The following is a 24,078-nucleotide window of genomic DNA, read 5'->3' as shown; positions in this document are numbered from 1 at the left end:
TGTGCTTACCAAACCTGCCAGGCGTCAATCTCTTTAAGCAGTCGGCTTAGAGAGTGTTCGCAATCCTCGGGATACGTAAGGTTCTGTACAAACCAGAGTTTACGATGACGTACAAACTTGGCATAAAAGCGGCGCCCGGTAATCTGACCTGTGTCGCTATGCAGCGAGCCTGAAAGAATAAAGAAGTCCTTACCCGTGCGTTGATGCGTGGCATGCAGCTCAGCTGCGTATTTGTTGGCAGCCTGATCGACGCTGAGCGAGTCGGCATTACGTTGCACAAAGGCCGCCAGCACAATCTCGATGCTGTCCTGCCAGAAGCTGAACCTACAGCTACCTTTCTCCATCAGCGAATCGTCGGTCGGTTCAAAAAACATCGGGTGCTTAATGGTATAATCGTAATCATCATCGTGATAAGTCACCAGCCGTGTCTGCGTCATCGCCCGCTCCAGCTTCTCGGCCAACGGACGGTCATTACATCCACCACAGTTCGACATATATACCATAAAAATCACAAACGCACCAAACGCTAAAAATAAGAATCTCCTCATACCTGTAGTTTTTGACTGCAAAGGTATGAAGAGAATATAAAGAGAGAGAATTATTTGGCTGACATTTGTCTGACAATTCGCTGACAACGAGCTAACCATCTAATTTTCAACAGGTTATTTACCGAGTCGTTCGATGCACATATCGAACAGATTCTGGATAAAATCGTCGCCGGTGACCTCTTTCAGCTTCTTGATCTCGCTGATAACCAACTTCTTTTCGTCGGCCTCAAGTCCATCTGCGTTCTTGCAGAGATTATAAATCGAGGTGGCGTGATGGGTAGCGGTATTGCCATCGGGATTCTTCAGGAAGAACTTCTTGTAGGTGTTGAACTCGCTGAGCCAGATATACGACGACTTGGGTGCATCGATAGAATCGAGATCGAACTCAAAGCGATCGTTAAAACCTTTGATATTCTCGAGCTGGTCGCCTACAGCATCCATAATCTCGTCGATCTTCAGCGGCTTTCCATTCAGAGTAACGCTTGTTATGCGCCCCTTTCCATAGGATTTGCGTGCTTCGGGCTTCAGGGCATAGGTGACGGCCAGTCGGACTATAGTCTCGCCATTCTGCTCTACCCAGTCCATCGCATAGCAATAACGGTATTTCTTGGTAGCGTCATCCTCATCATTAAAGCAGGCATAGACATAATTAGCTCCTTCCTTGGTGCCGATAGCTACCGACTGCTTGCCATCGCCTACAGCAATCTGAATGCGACTATAGTGAATAACGCTAAGCACCGTTTCGTGCCTTTTCTTATCAACCCTTTCATTCACTTCATCCTGGCGATGTGTACCCGTACGATAGGTGTAAGCAACATCCTTATCCTTCTCGAAAGCCTCCTGGATTTCCTTGATATGCTTACGAGCATAGAGTGTAGGCAAAGTAAAATCGTACACATCGGCCTGGGCAGTTTTCTGTCCCGTTTCCGGGTCGCGCTCCAAGGTGTGCTGCGTCTTGGTTTCTACTATCTTATCCTTCAGCAGGGCATCAAATGCCTTCTGAATGTTCTGCTGTGCCATCAAGGTTGAGGGCAGCGCCATCAGCATGGCCGACAAAATCAAGTTTTTACTCTTCATATGCAATAAAATTTGTTTGTTCGTTAATATATACTATGGTACCATCTTCTTGCATCACGGGAATGTAGCCATAAGCGGCCAGTTTGGCCTCGATCATCTCATCTTCGGCCTGTACCTGGGCTTCAACCTGCGCCATCAGGGCGTATGCCTTATCGATATCGTGGATAGTGGGTACTATCTTGCGCTTACTGCGCTTCTTGGCGGGGGCAGGCTGGGCAGCCGCCTTGGGTGCCAGCACCGTATCGGTATGAACCGTCTCGTTGCGGGGCTGTACCATCTCGGTTTCCGACTGTACCGTTGTGGTATCGGTCTGGGCGGTGAGCGGTGCTGCGGGCACAAACGCCGACTGATGAGAGGGAACGGCCAGATACACCACACCGGCAACAACAGCTGCAGCAGCCAGGCTCCAAACCATCCAACGGCGACGGCTTTCGGGTTTCTGCTCTGCGGCAGGCTGAATATCAGCAGGCTCTGCAACGGGCTGCATGGCCTCGATCTCCTGGAACAGCTGCTGGTAGCAGGTCCACTCCTCGGGGATGTTATCGCCCTTGAAGTAGCTGCTCAGGATATCCTCCTCGTCAAGCGTCGAAGTGCCGTCCATATATTTGGTAAGCAACTCCTGAATGTATTCCTTGGTGTACTGTATCATAACTCGTTTCGCTGTTTGATTTCTTGTAATAATGTTCGTCGGGCTCTGGCCAGCAGGGTACTTACCGATGTGGGCTCGATGCCTAACAGTTGGGCTATCTCTTCATGACTGCGCCGCTCTACTTGTCGCATGTAAAGTAAGGTGCGCTGTGTTGTGGGCAGCTGGGCCAGCCGGGATTGCAGCCATTGCTCGTTCTCCTTGCTCTCCAGCTCTTCGTGTGGACTGGTTGTTAGCCCCACCACGGTGGCCTCGTTGAGCGCCTCGGTAGGTTTTCGCCTTTGGTGGTTTCGCAGCAGATGTTTCGACATCAGCGACACGATGGCCTCTACCGATTGGTATTGCTCCAGTTCATGGTGCATCTGCCACAGACGAAGCATCACATCCTGTGCGATGTCCTCGGCCTCTTCCTTACCCGCACCATAGTGGAGACTTACGCTGATGGCTTTTTCGCGCCACGTGCGGGCTATCTGTTCGAATGCATTTTTTTCCATTTACTTTTGCTTTACACTCATTAGACACATAAACGGTCCGAAACCAAACAAACATTAACTGTATTTAACAAAAAAATCTCCCCATACATGGTATGAAGAGACAAGGAATTTATATGATAACTATTTGATTTTCAATTCGTAAGCTTTTCCGCGATCGGCCTCTATCTTTAAATCTGAATGGGCCTCGATGATGGGCTTTAAACGACGGATAAGCGTGTAAAGCGTTTCGCTGGCATCATCCTTTTTAGGCCATAACGTGTCGCAGATTTCGGTTTTCGACAGGCTGTGATTGGGTGAACGGAAAAACATCTCCATCAGCTGCAGCTGCATGGGCGTGAGTTTTACCACGCTGCCTTTGGCATCAACAATGCGGCCATCCAGCAAAGCCAACCCGCCATAAAGACCCCCGACCATCTGACGACGGTGCTGATACAAACAAAACATACCCCACAGCATGGCCAAGGTGCATAGAGCCAAGGCAGGGCGCTGCTCCGACATCGAGAAAATGGTAGCAGCCGAGCACTGGGCCTCGCAACGGAACGCATGCTGACGGGTATCGACAGCCAGCAGGGCCTGACCGCGCAGGGCATCCAACTGCAGATGGCGGTTAAACACTTTAATGGTATCGGCAGTAATCACATCGCTCTGCTGCTCATCAAGGGCATAAGCCAAAGCCTGACTCATATCCTTCTGGACCAGACTCTCGGTAGCACGATAACTACTGAAACTTGTAACTGCCGATGCGGCAATCAGCATGAGGAACACTAATACGGCGTATTTCTGTTTCATCTTCATCAAGGTTTATTATTATGGTTGCAAAGATAATCACTTTCGGGCAGTTAAGCAAGGCTTTTACATTATTTGGCACAAAAAAATCCCGAGGGAGAACCCTCGGGACGCTGTGTCATAATAAATAATGATGCCTTACAGCATGTTATTAATTGTTATGATTTAATCTTTTTGAGTTATGCCTCAGCAGGAGCATCGATTGCCTCGAGAGCCTCAGCCTCGTCGGCAGCCTCAGCAGCCTCTGCCTCGTTAGCAGCAGCCTTCTTTGCATCAGCAGCAGCCTTGATGGCAGCCTCAGCGTCAGCAGCAGCCTGCAGCTCAGCAGCATTCTCAGCAACTACCTTTACAGGGAGCTCAACGATAACCTCCTTGTGGAAGTGTACCAGAGCTACATAGTCGCCAACCTTCTTGGCATCCTTCATGGTGATGATCTTGCGATCAACCTCCTTACCCAGCTTAGCGAGCTCATCGGCAACCTGAGCAGCACCAACTGAACCATAGAGCTGGCCAGTTACGCTTACCTTAGCGGCAACCTCTACAACTACACCATTGAGCTGAGCAGCCTTCTCCTCGGCAGCAGCCTTGAGGGCAGCCAGCTTGTGAGCCTGCTGCTTCAGGTTCTCTGCGAGAATCTTCTTAGCTGAAGGGCTAGCGATAACACCCTTACCCTGAGGGATGAGGTAGTTACGGCCATAGCCAGACTTTACATTCACGATATCGTTCTTGAATCCCAGACCGATAATATCTTCTTTCAGTATAATTTCCATAATCTTGCGTCCTCCTCTTTAATTATTTCATCAAATCGGTTACGTAAGGCAGCAGTGCGATCTGGCGGGCACGCTTAACGGCCTGAGCCACACGACGCTGATACTTCAGAGATGTTCCAGTGATACGGCGGGGAAGAATCTTACCCTGCTCGTTGAGGAACTTCTTCAGGAACTCGGGATCCTTGTAGTCGATGTACTTGATACCGCTCTTCTTGAAACGGCAATACTTCTTCTTCTTTGTGTCGATAGAAGGAGCTGTCAAATAACGGATTTCACTCTGTTCTGCCATAGTTTAAGCCTCCTCTTTTTTACCAAGCTTTGCACGACGCTTCTCGGCGTACTCAACTGCATACTTGTCAAGTTTAACAGTCTGGAAACGAATTACCTTCTCGTCACGACGGAAAGCAGTCTCCAATGTCTTAATCACTTCTGGCTCAGCCTTGAACTCTACCAGGCAGTAGAAACCTGTAGACTTCTTCTGAATAGCATAAGCCATCTTCTTCAATCCCCAGGCCTCTTCGTTGATGATCTCTGCACCCTTATCGGTGAGAACCTTCTTGAATTTTGCGGCCGTTTCCTTCATCTGTTCATCAGACAAAACGGGAGTTAAAATGAAAACGGTTTCGTATTGATTCATACTACTTAATAAAATAAATTAATAATGTTATTGCTTAAAGCGGGTGCAAAGGTACAAAATTTTTATTGAACATTGACCATTGAACATTGAACATTCCTATGATTTAAGAATATTTAATACTTTTCACCTCTTTTCTGTTGCCGAACGTGCAAAACAACGCCTAAAACAATGAAAATCAGACCGGTAAGCAACACCAGGTTATAACGGGTGAAGCCGGTAAGATAACTAACCAATAAAAGGAGAGCACCGGCCAAAACCAGTGCTACTCCCAAATATGCTTTTATGATTCCTCTTTTCACCATGCCCGGTTTACTCATCGTCTACCTCAGGAGTAATGAGCTTGTAGCCCTTACCATGAATATTGATAATCTCGATCTGTGGATCGTCCTTCAGGTGCTTGCGCAGCTTAGTGATGTAAACATCCATAGAGCGGGCATTGAAGTAGTTATCATCAATCCAGATAGTTTTCAGAGCGAAGTCGCGCTGCAGAATCTCGTTTGAGTGACTGCAGAGCAGAGCCAGCAGCTCGTTCTCCTTGGTGGTAAGCTTGGTCTGCTTCTCGCCAATCTGCAGCAACTGCTTCTGGGTATCGAAAGTGAACTGACCCAGGCGGTAAACAGTAGATTCGCGGCTCTTCTTACCCTTAGTGCGGCGCAGAATGGCCTCAATACGGAACACGAGCTCCTCCATTGAGAAAGGCTTGGTGATGTAATCGTCGGCACCCAGCTTGAAACCTTCGAGGATATCCTCCTTCAGGGTCTTAGCTGTGAGGAAGATAATGGGCACGTCTGTGTTGGCAGAACGAATCTCCTGAGCGAGTGTGAAGCCATCCTTCTTAGGCATCATCACATCGAGCACACAGATGTCGAATTTTGTCTTGAGGAAAGCCTTGAAGCCTGCCTCACCATCAGCACAGAGTTCTGCAACAAAGCCTTTGGCCTGCAAATACTCACGGAGCAGCATTCCGAGGTTCTCGTCGTCCTCGCAAAGCAAAATCTTAATTTTGTCGTCCATCATCGTTAAATTTTAAAGTGTTATTAATTAAATTTTATTTGTATTATCACGTTTATTGTTCGTCCTCCTTCAGGATGGGCAGCGAGATAGTAAAGGTGGTACCCTTGCCCAGCTCGCTCTCGCACTTGATCTCGCCCTCGTGCAGGTTGATAATCTTCTTCACGTAGGCCAAGCCAAGACCGAAGCCTTTCACATCGTGCACGTTTCCTGTATGAACGCGGTAGAACTTCTCGAAGATCTTCTTCACGTTCTCCTTCTTGATGCCCAGACCGGTATCGCGGATTGAGAAGCACAGACGATCCTTCTCGTTCCAGGTCTTGATATAGATATCGATAGGCTCATCGGGCTTACGGTACTTCACAGCGTTGTCCATCAGGTTGGTGATAGCGTTCTGGAAGTGAACCTCGTCCACGAAGATAGCTGAATCAACAGCCTCGATATCGGTATAGATCTTACCGCCGGTATGCTCTACACGGAGCGTGAACGACTGGGCGATATTCTCAACCATCTCGTTCAGGTCGAGCTCCTTCTTCTTGAATACAATGCTCTTCTTATCGAACATCGACATCTGGAGCACCTTCTCAACCAGGAAGCGCAGACGCTTCGACTCGTCGGAAATCACTCCTCCCAGGTGCTTGGCCATCTGCTCCGACTTGGCTACGCTGGGGTCGTTCATCATCTGGGCGGCCAGCGAGATAGAGGCGATAGGCGTCTTGAGCTCGTGGGTCATGTTGTTGATGAAGTCGTTCTTAATCTCGGTGAGTCGCTTCTGACGGAAGATGACCACGATGGTGAATAGGAACGTGAGCAGCAGCACGAAGGTAAAGATAACTGCCGGGATCATGAAACGCACACTTGAGAAGATGTACGAACTCATGTCGGGGAAGTGGATTTTTACCACACCCATCTTTGATGAGGGGTCGTGACTGAACAGCGTTTGTGAGTAAACGCTCTCCTCGCCCTCGGATGAGTATTCGGGACAACGGTACACCTCGCGACCATCGGCGGTTTCCACGCGGAAGTGGTATGGGATGTTGATACCGTTGTTGAGCAGTTCGGTACGGATATCCTGATCGAGCAGCTTGAAGTTGATGCGCTCCTTCAGAGGTTTATCGCTGGCGGTATAGAGGATGTTGTAAACTACCTCGTCTAGCAACGCCTTCTGATATACATAACGGTTGCGCACAATCTCCTGCAGCGACTTAGAGGCCTCGGAGATGCTGTTCTTATCGGTACGCAGAATCATGGCCTTGGGCACGTTGGCGGGACGGATGGCAAACGTTTTGAGCTCGAAGCTTGAGTAAACGGTACCATCGTCGGCAGCTACAGCAAACTGGTGTGAGTGCTTAATGGTGCCGTCGAGACCATCCACCATCACAGAGTCCTGCTTATAGGCCTTGCGCTCGGTTTCCTTCACATCCTTCTCGAGATAACGCAGGGTCTCGTTCATCTCCAGGTTACGCGATGCCTGATAGAGGCTACGCTTAACCGACTCGTCGAGCTGTTCCTTCTTCATCTTCGCCATCTCCTCGATGTACGAGATCTGAAGGTACAGAAGCCCTACAAATGAGAGGCCCATGACTATTGCTATGATCCAAATCGTACTTTTCTTCATATCGATTGCAAAGATAAGCTATTTCTTAAAACGACGTACCGAATTTGTTAATTATTTCGGGCTGATTTCGCAAATTTAACAAGATTATGACATTTTAGTTGCGAATATGCAATTAAAAAAGAATCCCTGCTAACCAAATAGCAGGGATTCTACCATATTCAATGTACAAATAATAGGGGCGTATTAATCCTCGTCCTTCATCTCCTCCTCGTGCTGCTTGATCAGTGCCTGCTGGATATCGTTTGGCACGAGCTCGTAGCTTGAGAAGCTGGTAGAGAACGATGCACGACCACCGGTGATAGAACTGAGGGCGATAGAGTAGCTTGAGAGCTCCTTGAGAGGAATCTTAGCACTCAGCTTCTGATAGCCAGCCTCAGAATCCATACCCATGATGATGGCACGACGGCCCTGCAGGTCGCTCATTACATCACCCATGTAGTCGCCTGGTACGAGCACCTCGAGATCGTAGATAGGCTCGAGCACCTTTGGACCGGCCTCCTTGAAGGCAGCCGAGAAGGCGTTACGGGCAGCCAGCATGAACGAAAGCTCGTTAGAGTCAACTGGGTGCATCTTACCATCGTAAACAATCACGCGAACGTCGCGGGCATAAGAACCGGTGAGTGGGCCCTGCTCCATGCGCTCCATGATACCCTTAAGGATAGCAGGCATGAATCGCATATCGATAGCACCACCAACAACCGAGTTGATGAATACCAGCTTGCCGCCCCAGTCGAGGGCAACCTCTTCCTTACCCTTGATGTTCATCTTGAACTCCTGACCGTTGATCTTGAACGATGTAGGATCGGGCATGCCCTCGGTGTAAGGCTCTACAATCAGGTGTACCTCACCAAACTGTCCGGCACCACCCGACTGTTTCTTATGACGATAATCGGCACGGGCCATCTTAGTGATAGTCTCACGATAAGGAATCTTTGGCTCGATATACTCGATCTGGATCTTCTCGTTGTTCTCCATACGCCACTTCAAGGTACGCAGGTGGAACTCACCCTGACCATGAACGATAATCTGGCGCAACTCCTTTGACTGCTCAACAACCCATGTAGGATCCTCCTGACGCATCTTCTGCAGAGCGGTCATCATCTTCTCGGTCTCGCTCTCGTTAACGGCCTTGATGGCACGAGAGAACTTAGAGTTAGGATACTTAATGAAGTTGAACTTATTCTCGACATCCTTACCATTCAGGGTGTTACCAGTCTTTACATCCTTGAGCTTAACGGTACAACCGATATCACCAGCTACCAGCTGATCAACCTGAATACGGTTGGCACCGGCACAAGCGTAGATAGTACCTATGCGCTCCTTTGAACCACGATCGGCATTGGTAAAGTCGTCGCCGCTCTTAACGCTACCGCTCATTACCTTGAAGTAAGATACCTCGCCGATATGGGGCTCGACACCTGTCTTGAAGAAATAGAGTGATGCAGGTGCGCTGGCATCGGCAGGAACATCCAGACCGGCAGCATTCTGGATAACAGGCATATCGCTTACAAAAGGAACCACGTTACCCAAGAACTCCATCAAGCGGCGAACACCCATGTCCTTACCTGCACAAACGCAGAATACAGGGAAGATGCTGCGTGTTACCATACCCTTACGGATACCCTCACGCATCTCGTCCTCGCTCAGGTCCTCGCTCTCAAAGAACTTCTCCATCAGTGTATCGTCGCCAGCGGCAGCAGCCTCAACCAGCTTTGCCTTCATCTCCTTAGCCTTCTCCAACTGATCGGCTGGGATATCCTCGATGATAGGAGCACCACCCTCGGGTTTCCAAGAGTACTTCTTCATCAGGAGCACGTCGATAACAGCATTGAAGCCAGGACCTGTGGCGATAGGATACTGAACGGGCACACAGTTAGGACCGTAGATTTCCTTGAGCTGGTTGAGAATCTGATCGAAATCGCAGTTCTCGCGATCCAGCTGGTTTACCAGGAAGATAACGGGTTTCTTGAGTTTCTCGGTATTGCGGAAGGCATTCATCGTTCCTACCTCGGGGCCATACTGACCGTTGATAAGAATAACAGCCTGATCGGTTACGTTCATTGCAGTAATAGAACCACCTACGAAGTCATCAGAACCTGGGCAGTCGATGATGTTAAGCTTCTTGTTGTTCCATTCTACATGAAAAACAGTTGAGAACACCGAGTAGCCATATTCCTGCTCAACGGGGAAGTAATCGCTCATGGTGTTCTTACTCTCTACAGAACCGCGGCGCTTGATGATGCCAGCTTCGTAGACCATACTTTCGGCAAGAGTTGTCTTGCCGCTACCCGCACTGCCAATGAGTGCAATGTTTTTGATTTCGTTAGTTTGATATACTTTCATATCGTTTCAGTTTTAGGTGAATACTTATTTTATCGGGGACTAAATTAGTTATTTTTTGAGAAAACACCAAAACTTTCTTCCAAATTTTAAACTAAATTTGTAATTTTGCCGGCAAAATTCGAAAATAATGGCAGGTTTATACGTACATATTCCGTTTTGTAGCAGCCGATGTGTGTACTGCGGCTTCTATTCTACCACGGGGCTGGCGCTTCGCGAGCGCTATGTTGATGCCCTTTGCCAGGAGATAAAAATGAGAAGTCTACCCACAACCCCTCCCCAAAAGGAGGGGAGTTTAGGCACTATTTATCTTGGCGGCGGCACACCCAGTCAGCTTACCATTCCACAGTTGCGCCGGATTTTCGATGCCATCTATATATATAATAAGGTGGAAAACGATGCCGAAGTGACCATCGAGGTGAATCCGGATGACGTAACACCCGAATTGGCTGCTGCCCTGCAGCAGCTGCCCATCAACCGTGTGAGCATGGGCGCACAGACTTTTAACGATGAACGTCTGCATTTTCTGCGTCGCCGTCACTCGTCAGCACAGGTGCATCAGGCTGTAGCAACCTTGCGCCAAGCAGGATTCCAGAATATCAGCATCGACCTGATGTACGGCTTTCCCAACCAGACACTTGAAGAATGGCAGGCGGATATCGACGAGGCGCTGCAGCTGAACGTGGAGCATATCTCTACCTACTGCCTGATGTACGAAGAGGGCACCCCACTCTACCGATTGTTAGAGCAAGGCAAGGTGGCCGAGATTGACGAGGAGTTAGAGCGAAAGATGTACTTTACATTAATAAACAGCTTGGAATCAGTCGGTTACGAGCATTACGAAATATCTAATTTTGCCCGCCCGGGCTATCGTTCGCTCCATAACAGCAGCTACTGGAAGGGCATACCGTATATCGGTATCGGCGCCGCTGCCCACTCGTTCGACATCCAGACACGCAGCTGGAACGTGGCCGATATCCAGCAGTACATCAACGGCATGGAGCAAGGCGAGCGAAGTTTTGAGGCAGAGACGCTGGACGAGGACACACGATATAACGATGCCGTGACCGTGGCCCTGCGCACCTGCGAGGGATTAGACCTGAGCACGCTGACCGACCAGCAGCGTACCTACTGCCTGAAAAACGCCCAGCGCCATTTGGAGGCGGGATTGCTGAAACTCAACGACCAAAAAATATCGCTCACAAAAGAAGGACTCTTTGTAAGCGATATGATTATGAGCGACCTGATGCTGGTTTAAAGCTTCAGACGTTTGATGGCGAAATAGAAGTATGCTATCAGCAACGGATAGCCTACATAATACAAGGTAGTGATGCTGAACACCACATAGATAACAGCACACACGGCTGCCAATCCTACCAGATACATGATGGCCTCGCCCAGGGGCAAACGGTGGTACACATCATCGACGGTTGCCAACGACCAGATGATGAGCGCCCATACCGACGAGATGAATACGCCCAGCCAGAACGGCAGCGCAAACGGATTGAGCGAGGGGTGATAATAGAAATGTCGCCAGGTTTCGGGGGCAAACAGCTGGATGCTACTATACAGCACAGCCGACGAGGCTATGAGCAGACAGAGCGCTGTGGGATAGAACGAGGCGATATCATTGAAATGCACAATCTTACAACCCTTACGCATCAAGCGGCGCAAACCATAAGCGGCGCCCGTAAGCACGCAGAAGGCCATAAACACCAGCAGGTGCTTATCGGAGAAGTAATCGATGAACTGACTGATTGGGTCATCGGGCGACACCTTTGAGAGAAGCTCGTTTTCGTGTACCCATCCAAAAGTAAGCTGATCGCGCGCCACCTTTACCCACACAGAATCGATGGTGTCGGTGGGTACCGTCTTGATATCGGCCACCACCACATGCTCGTTACGGCGCAGGGTGATAGAATCCTTCTTCATCTCCTCGCCCATCGACTGCAGCTCGAACGTTACCACATCGGGCACCGACATATCCTCGGGCTGCTGCTCAACCACCACCAGCGAATCGCCCGTTACCACAAAATTGTAGTTCTGGGTGTAATGATGGGTGGTGTAGAACGAGATAGAGTCGAGCTGTTTCTCTGTCAGATCCCAGGCATCGGGCGTGATGGGGCCACGGTTATAGCAGCCACATAACAGGATGGAGACGAACAGGAGACTAACGAGTCGACGCATAGACGTTCATCTGACAATGTTGACAATCAAACTCAAGACGGAATCGGCGTCCATCGCCTAATACGAGAGAAAGCGGTTCGTGCCACGTGGGGCGTTTGCCGCCGCGCTTTACGCAGTAGCCCAACGAATAACGGATGCAATGACGGCACTGCATGATAGGTCCGTCGCCACCTTTCAGCTCATAGGCCGAGAGTTTATCGGTACCATAGAAGGCAGCCGACTGGCGGTTGGAGATGTTATTCTGATAACTGAGCTTGTCTACACCTGGATTAGCACCCACCTTGGCCTGCTTTACCTGGCGCTGGGGCTGTACAAGGGCCTCGACCAGTTGGCGGCGCATGTCGGTGAGCTGACTATTGGGGATGAAATAATTAAAATCGTCGGGTACGTTAACCTCCTGGCACTCATAGATGGTATCGCCCAGCTTTGAGAGCTGACGAACCAGATTCTCGCGAGGCGACTTCTGGGCTATCTGATGTTCGGCCGCAAAGTGTACCGTTACACCTTCGGCACTTAACTCAAAGCCATCAGCCACAGCACGCAGGGCTATGCTTACAGGAATCTTACGGGTAGCGCTGGGCTTAGAGAGAATACGCTCGAACTCCTGATCGTTGTTACGATAGAGCGACATGCCCGGGCGCAAACCAGCAGGCATCTTAAAAGGATAGATGCGATTACCCACCACGCGGTTGGCACGGAAGCCTTCGAACTGGCGATCCTGATTCAGGAAGCACAAGCCGTCGCCGTTAGCAAAGCTGGCGGTACCGGCCACGTTAAAGCTATCGTGCCGAATCTCCTTAACTTTACCCACAAACTCGCCCACCGCCTTTGGTGTATCGAACGAGGCGATATTAGGCTGGCGACCATTCATAAAGTAAGTGGTGTAGCCGCGGTTAAACGTACGATTGAGATTGGGTGTAAACGTGTATTCGCAACGGCCCTTTGACGCACGACAATACTGGTCGGCATGCTTACGGATATAGGCGTTAAGGCGCTCGCTATAAGCAGCGGTTACGTTCTTAACGTAAGTAACATCCTTGAGGCGACCCTCGATCTTAAACGATACGGCACCCGCCTCGATGAGTTTATCCAGATTATCGCTCTGGTTCATATCCTTGAGCGAGAGCAGGTAACGCTCGTGTTCTATCTCCTCGCCATCGGCATCGACCAACGAGAAACGCATACGACAGAACTGGGCACACTCACCACGGTTGGCGCTACGCTGGAAACAATGCTGCGAGGCATAGCAGATGCCCGAATAGCTAACGCACAAGGCACCATGCACAAACACCTCGAGTTCGATATCAGGCACCTCGCGATGAATCTCGGCAATCTCTTCGGCCGAGAGCTCACGCGCCAGAACGGCACGCGAAAAACCTACCTGCTTGAGCCAACGTACCTTGCCGGCTGTGCGGTTATCGGTCTGCGTAGAGGCGTGAATCTCGAAAGGCTTACCGTTCATAAACTGCAGCAAGCCCATATCCTGCACCAGGATGGCATCAACGCCTATCCCGGCCAGCTGATCAATCAGTTTCTGCGCCTCGTCGAGCTCATGATCGTAAACGATGGTGTTGAGCGTAACATAGATTTTGGCACCAAACTGATGAGCATAATCACAAAGTTGGCGAATATCGTCGATGCTGTTGCCTACGGCTGCACGGGCGCCAAACTTGGGCGCACCGATATAAACGGCATCGGCACCATGATCGATGGCAGCTATGCCGCAAGCCAAATTCTTGGCTGGAGCTAAAAGTTCTAATGCAGTCACTAAGCTTATTTAATTTCGTCGATATTATACGGTGTTTCCTGGTAAACGTAGTAGTTAATCCAGTTGTTGTACAGCAGGTTGGCATGTGCACGCCAGGTTACTACTGGGGCGTTGTCAGGATTATCATCGCGATAGTAATTCTTTGGCATATCCACATCGTCGCGGATACCACGATCACGCTTATACTCATTGTCGAGTGTGTTTGGCGCATACTCCAGGTGACCGGTAATGTAGAACTCACGACCGCCACGCGCCATCACCATGCTGACACCACTCTCGGGTGACTCGGCCAGCAACGTAAGCTCGGGGTTGGCCAGAATATCCTCGCGATGTATCTCGGTATGACGACTGTGAGGCATCATAAACACATCGTCGAACCCACGGAAGATGGGCAGTTTGGTATCCACGGGTGTTTGTGGGAAGATGCCGAACATCTTCTTTTCCAAGGGGTACTTGGGCACACCATAATGGTAATAAAGGCCAGCCTGAGCTGCCCAACATATATATAAGGTACTGGTGACGTGGGTTTTGGCCCAAGCAAAGATATCGGTAATCTCGTCCCAGTAGGTTACATCTTCAAAGTCCATCGTCTCTACAGGCGCACCTGTAATAATCATACCATCAAACTTCTCGTTGCGCATCGACTCAAAGTCGCGATAGAACATCATCATGTGCTCAATCGGCGTGTTCTTAGGGGTATGACTCTTTAACTTCATAAAGTTAATCTCCATCTGCAATGGTGTGTTTGAAAGCAATCTAACCAGATCGGTCTCTGTGGTTATCTTCAGAGGCATCAGGTTCAGAATCACAATCTTCAGCGGACGGATATCCTGTGTTGTTGCCCGCGAGTTATCCATCACAAAGATATTCTCGTTCTTCAGAATATCAATAGCGGGCAGTCTGTCTGGTAATCTTAGTGGCATTTCTTATTTTTCCTCTCTTTTTTAGAATTGCAACACACAACACGACACGTTGTCCAAGCCTCCAGCGGCCACAGCGGCATCGCAGAGGGTGTTGGCGTCAGAACCTTCGGCAAGAAGTGTGTAGATAATGGAATCGGGCAACATATCAGTGAGTCCGTCGCTGCACAGCATGTAAACATCGCCCTCCTTGATATCATCGGTTATGTTCACAATATCGATAAACGAGCTTGTAGCACCGCCACCGATACAGTTAGTGATAACGTTAGAATGCTGCGAAGAGCCGAGCATGTTGCTGAGCGAGTGATCGGATGTAAGCTGGGTAAGATCGCCATCGCGGAAACGATACAAGCGACTGTCGCCACAATTCAGCGTATAGAACTGGCCCTCGTAGAAGGCCAAGCCTACCAATGTGGTACCCATACCTTTATACTGCTCGTCGGAGCGACCCTTTGAATCGATGATGTTGTTGATGGAGACTAACCAATCCTCAAACTTATCTTTGATGGATTCGGGGCTAAGACCTGTAGGCAGATCGTGAAAATAGAACTCCAGGTTATGCAGCGCATCACTGCTGGCCACATCACCACGATTATGTCCACCCATACCATCGGCCACAGCCATGATATAACGGTCGCTATTGGTCAGGTCTACGCGTGTACTAAAAGCATCATTCCTCACGAAATGACTGCCAAGCAGCACCATGTCTTCGTTCTGACTACGCACGCAGCCTACTTTGCTGGCTGCTGTCATGTGTATTGTTATCATTGTTTTTAAATATTACTATCTAATTACTACTTGAAGGTTGACATTGGCAATCGACAGCACGTCGCCATTCTTTAACGGGTTCTCGGTCTCGGGCTGGATAGGAGCCTGATTAATCCTGGTACCGTTTGACGAGTTCATATCGATAACGAACCAACCTGCGCCTGACTTGTACTTGAGCTGGGCATGAATACCCGATACGTACGAATTCTGCTCGAAGAACTGAACGTACGGACCCTTACGGCGACCGATAATGGCACCGTTCATAGCTGTGATACGTATATTGAGACTTTCGTTAACCAACGTCATCATCGGCATGCTTGAACGACCGGCACCTGCCTGAGCAATAGAGATAGCAGGACCTACCGATATGCTGGCTGCAATGTTCTGCGCATTGGATGTGCGTGGTGATACAGGCTGCTGTTGTTGTGCTGGTGGTACATTTGCGGCGCGCGATACTGAGGCACTGGGTGTAACGCTGATGTTTACACCAGGGCGCACAGCTGCCCCTACCCCAGGATTACCAGCAGGACTACCCATTGGGTTGCCCATAGGATTAGCCATCGGGTTGCCCATAGGAGCGCCCATGGGATTTGCTCCGGCATTGGCTGCTGCCATGCTACCTGCAGGCAAAGCCATCATGCCGCCGCAACGTGTGCAACGACGTCCAAGCCCCACATGACCGCACTGCTTACAGAACAGCAACTGCTGTCCACATTGGTCGCAGTAATGTGAATCGTCTTCTATTTCTTCTTTACAAGCTGGACAAATAATCATATTTCGTTAAATATCTTCTGGTAGTATAATCTGATATGTTTCCTTTGTAACCTGATCGGCCGGCAGCGCTGATACGCGCTCCGACAGGTGCTGGATAGTAGAATCGAGCAGGTTGCGCATCTCGCGGGCATTACCCCACGACTCGGTCTTGGTAAGAACCATCTTATAGATCTTGTCGAGTGCCTTAAGCTCAGCCTCAGGCGTAAACTGGTACTGCTCCTTCTGGGCCATGTGCTTGTAAATAGCCAGCAGCTCATCAGGATCGTAGTCGTCGATGTGCAACTTGTGGGTGAATCGGCTGGCCAGTCCGGCGTTCATCATCATGAACTCCTCCATCTTATCCTTATAGCCTGCAGCGATAACCACAAACTTACCACGATCGTCCTCCATACGTTTCATCAGCGTGTCGATAGCCTCCTTGCCGTACATGTCGCCGCCATCGCTCAAGGTGTAAGCCTCGTCGATGAACAGGATACCGCCCATGGCCTTATCGCACATGCTGTTTACAATCTTAGGTGTTTCGCCCATGTACTTACCAACCAACGTAGCACGACTGGCCTCGATGACACGCGATGTGGGCAGAATGTCCATGGCCTGGAGTATCTCACCCATCTTGCGAGCAATAGATGTCTTACCTGTACCCGGATTACCCGTAAGCACAAAGTTCATCGACATCTGCTGAACACTGCCAGCACCCATAGCGGCACGCTGCTTCATGAACATGCTCTGTACGGCCAGACGACGGATAGAATCCTTGACTGAGCGCATACCAATGAACTCTTCGAGCTCGTTGAGCACCACATCGAGCGGACGTGCGGTCTCGCCCTGCGACAGGGGAAGATCGGCGGTGGTGAGCGCAAACATGTCGCTCTCCTTGAAGTCGGGACTGGTCATCTGCTTTACCAGACGCTGACTCTGGCGCTCTACAGCCTCGTTGAAGATGCGGCGTGCCTCACGGGCATTACCGAAGTTCTTATCGCGGCGCAGATAGAGCTGCTCGAACATACGGTGAATAGCCGCCTTGGTCTCCTCGTCGACGGTGAAGTTCTTGCCGGATGCGAGATGCAGGAAAATCTCCGTAAGCTCGTCGGGCGTATAGTCGTCGAAGTGGATGGTTTGTGTAAAGCGACTCTTCAAGCCTGGGTTGGTATCGATAAAGTCGTGCATCTGGTCGGTATAACCAGCCACGATACAGATAAACTTACCACGATCATCTTCCAAACGTTTCAGCAGCGTGTCGATAGCCTCAGCGCCAAAGCTGTCGCCATCGTTCGACTTCAGCGTGTAAGCCTCGTCGATAAACAGTACACCGCCCATAGCCTGATCAACCAGCTGGTTGGTCTTGATGGCTGTCTGACCCGAGAAGCCTGCCACCAGTTTAGAGCGGTCGGCCTCAACCAGTTGTCCGCGGGCCACAACGCCCAGCGTCTTAAAGATATCGGCCATGATACGGGCTACGGTAGTTTTACCCGTACCAGGGTTACCGGTAAACACATAGTGCTTGCCTTGGAAGGTGTTGGTTTCGCCACGTGCAATCTGCAGGTTCAGGAAGGCTGCCAGGTTGGCAATCTCCTTCTTCACACCCGAGAGACCAACCAGACCGTCGAGTTTCTTCAGACAGTCGTCGACGCTTACGGTCTGTGGTGCATCGTATGGGATATCGTCGCGTACAATGGTCATGAGCTCCTCGTTGCTCATCGCAGAAATATTTGCCCCCTGCAGGCGCTGTGCCTGTTTCTTGCAAATCTGGTCGAAGAGCGTACGCATGGTACGACCGTTGGCAAAGTCCTTGTCGCGCGAGTCGTACATCTCCTTGATCATCTTCTGAGTAAGTGCCTGTGCATCCGGCGAGAAGATATACTTCTTCTGCTTGGCAAATACCTGCATAATCTCGAACAGCTCGGCTGGCGAGTAGTCCTTGATATCGAGGAAATAATTGAAACGGCTGCGGAAACCTGGGTTCACACGGAACAGGTTCTCCATCTCCGTGCGATAACCAGCGGCAATCACGATAAACTGTCCGCGATCGTCCTCCATACGTTTCATCAGTTTCTCCAAAGCCTGTGCGCCCTGGGCATCACGATCGCCCGACGCACTCACAGGAGCCAAGGTGTAGGCCTCATCCACAAACAGGATACCGCCCTTGGCCTTATCGCAAAGGGCATCAACCACCTTAGGTGTTTCGCCCTGATACTGACTTACCATCTTGGCACGGTCGACCTCAACTACGTGACCGCTATCCAGATAGCCGATGGCTGCCAGGATTTCGCCCAACTTACGGGCAATGGTGGTTTTACCTGTACCTGGGTTACCAGTAAGAATAATGTGCATCGACATTTTCTCCTGCTCGCCCAATCCACGTTCGGCGCGCTGCATGGCGTTTTGTACCGAGTAGGCCATCTCTTTTACAGCAGCCTTCACCTCGTCCATACCAATGTAGCTGTCCAGATCACGCAGGATATCCTCAACCGAGCGCTCCTCGGGTACATAACCCGTGATGTCGCTCAACTCTACCCTTGTGGCATTGGCGCCACGACTGATATACTGGGTAAAGATATTCTCGGCTGTTTTATGGGCCAGGTGTCCGTTACCAAAGGTCTCGTCCTTAATCTTAACCTGATATTTAAAGAAACGCAATAACTGTTTATCAGCTTCGGGCGAGAAATCCTGTATGCCATACTTCAACTGCAGGTTCAGCTTACATATCTCGGTAAGCTCCTGGAAGTTTGGCGTGGTCATACGGAAGGTATACTTGAAACGGTTGGCTACGGCTGGGTTGCTCTCCAGGAAGTCCTCCAAACCCTTCGAGAGTCCGGATATAATCACAATGGGGTTATCCTCCCATTTGTCCATCTCAACAAACAGCTTGTCGAGCGGGTTCACCTGGTTAGAGTATTTATCGGGCAAAAGCTTCTGCACATTGTCGAAGAACAATATACCATTCTTTGCTTTCTTGATATTTTCATCCCATTTGTCGACGAATCGCTGGTAATCTACGGCATCTACCATCATCAGCTGGGGTTTCTCGATGATCTTATGCTGATAGAAGTAATCGCGCAGAATCTCGGCCAGCGCCGTCTTACCCGTACCTGTATCACCAATCACAATGGCATTGAGCGAGATACGGGCTTTAGAGATATCCTTGCGAGAGCGCAGAAACGTATAGGTATCGACAATGGTTTTCAGCTGGTTCTTCACCTCGTCGAGGCCAACCAGCTTATCAAGCAAGTCAGTAGTAACAAGCTGCTGTCCGCACCACTTGCAGAACTTTGCTTTGCTTCTGTTTTCTTTATGACAATTCTGACAAACCATTTTATATTATGCGTCTCTATCTATTTTCTTAATAATACTTTTAGGGGCCTCCTTCATGTGACTGTTAGGATTGGCAATGTTCAGCATCGATGGGCTGAATACCACAAACGATACCACGAATACCAGCATCAGCAGGCTCCACAGCACGTAGTGAAGCACACTCTCGCCCGTAATAGAGCGAACCTGATCGGTAACATCGTTAAGCAAACCGAACTTAGAGCCTTTAAACTTGTACGAACGGGCCTTGAAGGTGTAGTACAACGGTTCTATCAAGTTCGATTTCATATCGTTTTCGAGCACCTCGGATATCAGTCGGCTGTCGGCCTTCTCATTACCACGGAAATCTGTGAGGTGACAAACCAGCATGTAGATAAGCGTGATTACGATAATGGCGATATTAAACAGCATGGGGTGCGATGCGCCAATATACTTTAATATAATAATAGGTATAAAGCACGTAAACGCGCCCACCAGTCCCCACAGGAACGAGAACATAAAGTCGTAGCCCTTGAAGAACGAGCGGGTGGCCACAATCATACCAGTCATTCCACCCAGAGGCAGACCGATACTGATAAAGGTATGCGTGAGGATATACTCAGGATTGGTAACGCCGAATATCAGCACGAATACCAACCAGATACCGCTCAGGGTATAGAAGGCCGTACGCCAGATCTTCTCCTTGGTCTTGGCGCGCTTCCAACTGTCTTTTACAAAGGCCACACGGCGCTGGGTTTCGTCGCGGGCATCGATAAAGCGCTTATAATAACGCTGCGAAGGATCGATTTTTCCCATCGCCATCAACCAGTCCTCAACGGCATGCTCGTACGAGTACTCTACCGTAAAGTCGGCATTGGGGTCTTCGTGATAGAACACCGACATCCACTGCCCCATCGAGCCGTTGCGGATTTCGTTGCGGAACACCTGCAACTTCTTTGCCTGCAGGTTACGGCCGTCGGCGTACTCAATACCGTCGCCCATCATATAGGTAGGTGTAACGCCCAAGATACGACAGAAGCGGTAAACAGCCGTCTTCACATCGTAAGCGCCCATACGTTCGGTATTCTCCTCGCTCTTAAAGTCGAAGCAGCGCTTATGCTCGTTGTACATCTCGGTCCAGCCGTGCAGCTGGGCATAGTAAGCAAAACGACCGTCAAGTTCAGTAAAGTCCTTCATCTCCTCCTCGAACTCCTTCTCAGGAAGGTTCTGCGCCTTATGCAAACGCTCGTTGAGCAGTTCGCCCACCTGTATGGGAGTAAAGGCGCCGGCCAGATCATAAGCCGATTCGCGATTCAGGTTATAAAGAACCTTATAAGCCAAGTTGCGTGAGTAAGGCTGATCCAGCGTCATGATGCGCAGACTCTCGCACGCCATCTGGTCCTCGTGACTGTACATCCAGGCCAGCAAGCGTCCGTCGGTCAGACTATGCCACTCGTCTTCGGTTATATCTTCATGACCAAAGGCGCTAACAATATCGTTAATTGCAGCCGATGGATGCTTTACCATAAATGGTATCTCAGGATCAACCTCGAGCACTATCTTCATGATAGCCACACGTACCTGCTCCTTATTGTTATGGTCTACTTCCTTAAAGTAAGAACGCAAACGATCAACATCGCAGCTGGTGTGGGTTTCCACATAAAGGTAGAAGTTATCGTTCGGGGCAGCCAACGATATGGCATACTCGTCCTGATTACTCAGCAGCGAGATACATACCGCATGGATATCCTCGCAGTTGGTTCCACGCACATCCTTATACGGATAGGCAGGATCCATAGCGTACAGCGATGCCATCAAACCAGCACGCTGATCGATAGGATATTTCTTGGAAATGATATCTTTAACAATGGTGCTCAGCTTGTTGTTACCACAAGCGTCCAACCACTGGGTGATACGTCCGTTATACAGATAACCGATAGCCAAGCGCTCGTTGGCCAGCAGCATGGGCACCAGCTCCTGTACGTTCTCGGCCACCAGGTTACGCTCTGGATCGACAACGAAACTCTGGTACTTCAGGAATGGTGACGACAGGTCGACCTTCGGGCTCTCGCCTAAGAACCACTGCTCTACCTGCTCATAACCCCAGCGGTTGATGGGGTTAACCACCGTAAGACCCATTACCAGCAACTTGATACGCTCTGGTAACTCGTTCATGCGTGGTATGCGACCCTCGTTCTTCTGGCGCATCATCACACGTTCGTTGGTACTCATCGGACTCTCGCCTAACCACAGCGTCATCAAACTGATACCCAAAGAGTAGTAGTCGGCCTTTGGCGAAATCTCTACCACACCATCAATTACGTCGGCATACATTTCGGGTGCCGCATAGATTGGGGTACGGGCCTGGGTGGTTTTATGCGACTTACCGTCTTCCTCCAGCATACTCGAAATACCAAAGTCGCCCAGAACCAGTTGGTTATGGTCCTTATCACGGAAGAAGAAGTTGCCTGGTTTGATATCCTTGTGCAGAATTCTGAGCTGATGACAGTAAGCCAAGGCTGCAGCACTCTGAAGAGCTATACGACGGAACTTGTTTATATCGCCTTCCAGATTGAACTCGGCCATCGAGCCACCCTGCAGGTACTCCATCAACTCGTAGTAACGGTGCTTACCATCCACATAGGTCTTACCAAAGTCGTACACCTTTACTACCATTTCAAAGTCGAAGTTCAGAACCGTCTGCAATATCTTACGGTTCACATCGAAATTGGGATAGTACACTTTCAGTACATATTCCTTGTTGTCTTTTTCAACCAGGAAAACTTCGGCCTCGCCTGTATTCTCGCTCAGTACCGATACACGACGATACTCCTGCCCTTTCAGCGTATAGATATTCTCATCAATCAGGTTACGCTGCAGGCGCTGTTTCTTGGCACGGTCGGTATTACTGGCCGATGAGATAATCGAGATGTTGACGTTGGGACGAACCTGAGCCTGAGCCTGTGCTTGAGGCTGGGGCTGTGCACCACGAACGGTACTACCCATTGATGGTGCTGCAGGTTTAGGTGCAGCAGGCTGTGGGGTAACGGGCTGTGGTGCAATGGGCTGGTTGATACCAGGGGCACGTACGGTTCCATCCAAAGCCTTGGGAGCAGCTGGACGTGGCGCAGCAGATTGCGGTGTAATCGGCTGATTAAGGCCGGGTGCACGCACAGTACCATCCAATGCTTTAGGAGCAGCTGGACGTGGAGCTGCAGGACGAGGCGCTGCAGGACGAGGCGCTGCAGGTCGTGGTGTAATAGGCTGATTAAGGCCAGGTGCACGCACGGTACCGTCAAGTGGTTTAGGAGCAGCAGGCTTGGGGGCTTCCATCTTCGGCATATCAATGCGGATGGTGCCATCAAGCGGTTTGTCGGGCTCCTCACCCTTTGAAGGAGTATTCTGTGGGAAATCAAAGTTGGTTGCACGTACGGTCTTATCTACGTTCACCTCTTCGTTTCCGTTTACTTTATTTTGTGGAGTTCGATCCGTACTCATTAGATATCGTCTTTAATTTCTTTTCTTGTTCCCTTACCTAGTATAATCCATTTTCCGCCCATCTGCGGCTTGGCACATCCGCATGGACTTGAGTGGAGGGCGTGCTTAAAGTTGCACTGCCAAGCCAGACGTACACCCTGAGGCTTGCAGGCCATAGCATAGTTACGCACCTGAGCAGGCTTTTCCTGAGGCAGCTGTGCCATCTGGTCTAACAGTCGCGACAGCATATCCATACGTTCCTGCTTCTTCTTGTCGTATTCGTCTTTACTCATCACCTTATGGTCGGCCAGGTTGGCATCTACACGATCCAAACCACGATCCTGAGCCAACAGCATGAGTACGCGCTGGCGCAGCTCCTGACTCTTACGGTCGCGCTCCTTATCCTGCTCGGTAACATAAGGCATCTGCAAATCCAACTTCTGCAACTCCTCGGCCAGTTTCTGCATCTGCTGGTACTCGGGCATCTCCATCACCTTCTCCTTCATCAGACGGGCCTCTTCGGTAAGGGCTGTACCACACTGCTTGCAGAACGAGAAATCATTGTGGGTTCCACAAACAGGACAATCGATACCACCCACCGGATTACCGCACTCAGGACAGTAGGCCTCGGCACCATGCAGATAGGCGCCGCAGAATGAGCACACGTCCTTGCGGATATAGTGACGGCAACTCTCGCAGAAGTCGGCGTCGGCATCGACAGCTGCCCCGCAATAGGGACAGGTGGCCATACCGATAGGCTCGCCGCACGAGGCACAGAAAAGTGCTTCGGCTTCGTTGAGTGCGCCACAATGAGGACATTGGATACCATTAGCCGTATTGGCCTGCATGGCTTGCTGATACTGAGGTTGCTGTGCAGAGTGCTCACGATAAAGCGGCTCGGCACCTCGGCTTATTCGATCTGGGTTTTGTGTAATATCGTTCATCGTTGTTGGAATTTTAACTTAAGTT

21 protein-coding genes are annotated in these 24,078 nt (G+C 50.1%); 1 reads left to right on the top strand and 20 read right to left on the bottom strand.

Annotated features, from left to right (window positions below):
• Nucleotides 1-5 precede the first annotated feature (5 nt).
• The 12 genes from T499_RS0112685 to T499_RS0112630 all read right to left on the bottom strand — a co-directional run bounded on the left by T499_RS0112685 (nucleotide 6) and on the right by T499_RS0112630 (nucleotide 9,930).
• Nucleotides 6-548: a hypothetical protein gene (locus T499_RS0112685; protein WP_033151298.1), complete on the bottom strand. Its 543-nt coding sequence runs from the start codon at nucleotides 546-548 to the stop codon at nucleotides 6-8.
• A 114-nt stretch (nucleotides 549-662) separates the two neighbouring features.
• Nucleotides 663-1,625: a hypothetical protein gene (locus T499_RS0112680; RefSeq protein ID WP_033151268.1), complete on the bottom strand. Its 963-nt coding sequence runs from the start codon at nucleotides 1,623-1,625 to the stop codon at nucleotides 663-665.
• Entirely contained in the window at nucleotides 1,615-2,274 is a 660-nt protein-coding gene (locus tag T499_RS0112675; protein ID WP_033151267.1) for a hypothetical protein, read from the bottom strand. The genes T499_RS0112680 and T499_RS0112675 overlap by 11 nt, the downstream gene beginning before the upstream one ends.
• A complete protein-coding gene (locus tag T499_RS0112670; RefSeq protein ID WP_033151266.1) occupies nucleotides 2,271-2,765 on the bottom strand; it encodes an RNA polymerase sigma factor in 495 nt (164 codons plus the stop codon). Before T499_RS0112670 ends, T499_RS0112675 begins: the two co-directional genes overlap by 4 nt.
• A 120-nt stretch (nucleotides 2,766-2,885) precedes the next feature.
• A complete protein-coding gene (locus T499_RS0112665) occupies nucleotides 2,886-3,554 on the bottom strand; it encodes a helix-turn-helix domain-containing protein (protein WP_033151297.1) in 669 nt (222 codons plus the stop codon).
• A 176-nt stretch (nucleotides 3,555-3,730) separates the two neighbouring features.
• The gene (gene rplI, locus T499_RS0112660; RefSeq protein WP_013064329.1) at nucleotides 3,731-4,321 is read right to left on the bottom strand and encodes a 50S ribosomal protein L9; all 591 of its coding nucleotides are present in this window, start codon (nucleotides 4,319-4,321) and stop codon (nucleotides 3,731-3,733) included.
• Between the two features lie 22 nt (nucleotides 4,322-4,343).
• Nucleotides 4,344-4,610 (bottom strand): 30S ribosomal protein S18, encoded by a 267-nt coding sequence (gene rpsR / locus T499_RS0112655; RefSeq protein ID WP_013064765.1) that lies wholly within the window; start codon nucleotides 4,608-4,610, stop codon nucleotides 4,344-4,346.
• A 3-nt stretch (nucleotides 4,611-4,613) separates the two neighbouring features.
• Nucleotides 4,614-4,958 carry a 30S ribosomal protein S6 gene (gene rpsF, locus T499_RS0112650; RefSeq protein ID WP_013063574.1) on the bottom strand — a complete coding sequence of 115 codons (345 nt, stop codon included), beginning with the start codon at nucleotides 4,956-4,958 and terminating at the stop codon, nucleotides 4,614-4,616.
• Nucleotides 4,959-5,071: 113 nt separating this feature from the next.
• Nucleotides 5,072-5,275 carry a hypothetical protein gene (locus T499_RS0112645; RefSeq protein ID WP_052173729.1) on the bottom strand — a complete coding sequence of 68 codons (204 nt, stop codon included), beginning with the start codon at nucleotides 5,273-5,275 and terminating at the stop codon, nucleotides 5,072-5,074.
• Nucleotides 5,268-5,972, bottom strand: coding sequence for a response regulator transcription factor RprY (locus tag T499_RS0112640; RefSeq protein WP_013063842.1), 705 nt, complete (start codon nucleotides 5,970-5,972; stop codon nucleotides 5,268-5,270). Before T499_RS0112640 ends, T499_RS0112645 begins: the two co-directional genes overlap by 8 nt.
• Nucleotides 5,973-6,024: 52 nt before the next feature.
• Nucleotides 6,025-7,587, bottom strand: coding sequence for a sensor histidine kinase (locus tag T499_RS0112635; RefSeq protein ID WP_033151265.1), 1,563 nt, complete (start codon nucleotides 7,585-7,587; stop codon nucleotides 6,025-6,027).
• 183 nt (nucleotides 7,588-7,770) lie between these two features.
• A complete protein-coding gene (locus tag T499_RS0112630) occupies nucleotides 7,771-9,930 on the bottom strand; it encodes an elongation factor G (protein ID WP_033151264.1) in 2,160 nt (719 codons plus the stop codon).
• Between the two features lie 127 nt (nucleotides 9,931-10,057).
• Between T499_RS0112630 and hemW the strand changes: the two genes are divergently transcribed.
• Entirely contained in the window at nucleotides 10,058-11,185 is a 1,128-nt protein-coding gene (hemW, locus tag T499_RS0112625) for a radical SAM family heme chaperone HemW (protein ID WP_033151263.1), read from the top strand.
• Here the strand turns inward: hemW and T499_RS0112620 are convergent.
• The 8 genes from T499_RS0112620 to T499_RS0112585 are packed head-to-tail and all read right to left on the bottom strand — an operon-like array spanning nucleotide 11,182 to nucleotide 24,053.
• On the bottom strand, nucleotides 11,182-12,114 hold the full coding sequence (locus tag T499_RS0112620) for a hypothetical protein (protein WP_033151262.1): 933 nt from the start codon (nucleotides 12,112-12,114) through the stop codon (nucleotides 11,182-11,184). The two genes, hemW and T499_RS0112620, sit on opposite strands and share 4 nt — an antisense overlap.
• Entirely contained in the window at nucleotides 12,098-13,882 is a 1,785-nt protein-coding gene (locus tag T499_RS0112615; RefSeq protein ID WP_033151261.1) for a peptidase U32 family protein, read from the bottom strand. The genes T499_RS0112620 and T499_RS0112615 overlap by 17 nt, the downstream gene beginning before the upstream one ends.
• Before the next feature lie 5 nt (nucleotides 13,883-13,887).
• Nucleotides 13,888-14,805, bottom strand: a complete 918-nt coding sequence (gene metA / locus T499_RS0112610; protein WP_013063445.1) for a homoserine O-acetyltransferase MetA — start codon at nucleotides 14,803-14,805, stop codon at nucleotides 13,888-13,890.
• 21 nt (nucleotides 14,806-14,826) lie between these two features.
• Nucleotides 14,827-15,570, bottom strand: a complete 744-nt coding sequence (locus tag T499_RS0112605; RefSeq protein ID WP_033151260.1) for a PP2C family protein-serine/threonine phosphatase — start codon at nucleotides 15,568-15,570, stop codon at nucleotides 14,827-14,829.
• Nucleotides 15,571-15,585: 15 nt separating this feature from the next.
• Nucleotides 15,586-16,344, bottom strand: a complete 759-nt coding sequence (locus T499_RS0112600; RefSeq protein WP_073048214.1) for an FHA domain-containing protein — start codon at nucleotides 16,342-16,344, stop codon at nucleotides 15,586-15,588.
• Nucleotides 16,345-16,350: 6 nt separating this feature from the next.
• Nucleotides 16,351-19,656: an AAA family ATPase gene (locus tag T499_RS0112595; RefSeq protein WP_084163169.1), complete on the bottom strand. Its 3,306-nt coding sequence runs from the start codon at nucleotides 19,654-19,656 to the stop codon at nucleotides 16,351-16,353.
• Nucleotides 19,657-19,662: 6 nt separating this feature from the next.
• Entirely contained in the window at nucleotides 19,663-23,130 is a 3,468-nt protein-coding gene (locus tag T499_RS0112590; protein ID WP_033151257.1) for a serine/threonine protein kinase, read from the bottom strand.
• A complete protein-coding gene (locus T499_RS0112585) occupies nucleotides 23,130-24,053 on the bottom strand; it encodes a zinc ribbon domain-containing protein (RefSeq protein WP_033151256.1) in 924 nt (307 codons plus the stop codon). The genes T499_RS0112590 and T499_RS0112585 overlap by 1 nt, the downstream gene beginning before the upstream one ends.
• Between the last annotated feature and the right edge of the window lie 25 nt (nucleotides 24,054-24,078).

The organism is Prevotella sp. RM4 (genome assembly GCF_000701965.1).
In the GTDB taxonomy this organism is placed as follows: Bacteria; Bacteroidota; Bacteroidia; order Bacteroidales; family Bacteroidaceae; genus Prevotella; species Prevotella ruminicola.
The sequence above is the reverse complement of the archived record's forward strand: the minus strand, read 5'-3'. Positions and strand labels throughout refer to the sequence as shown.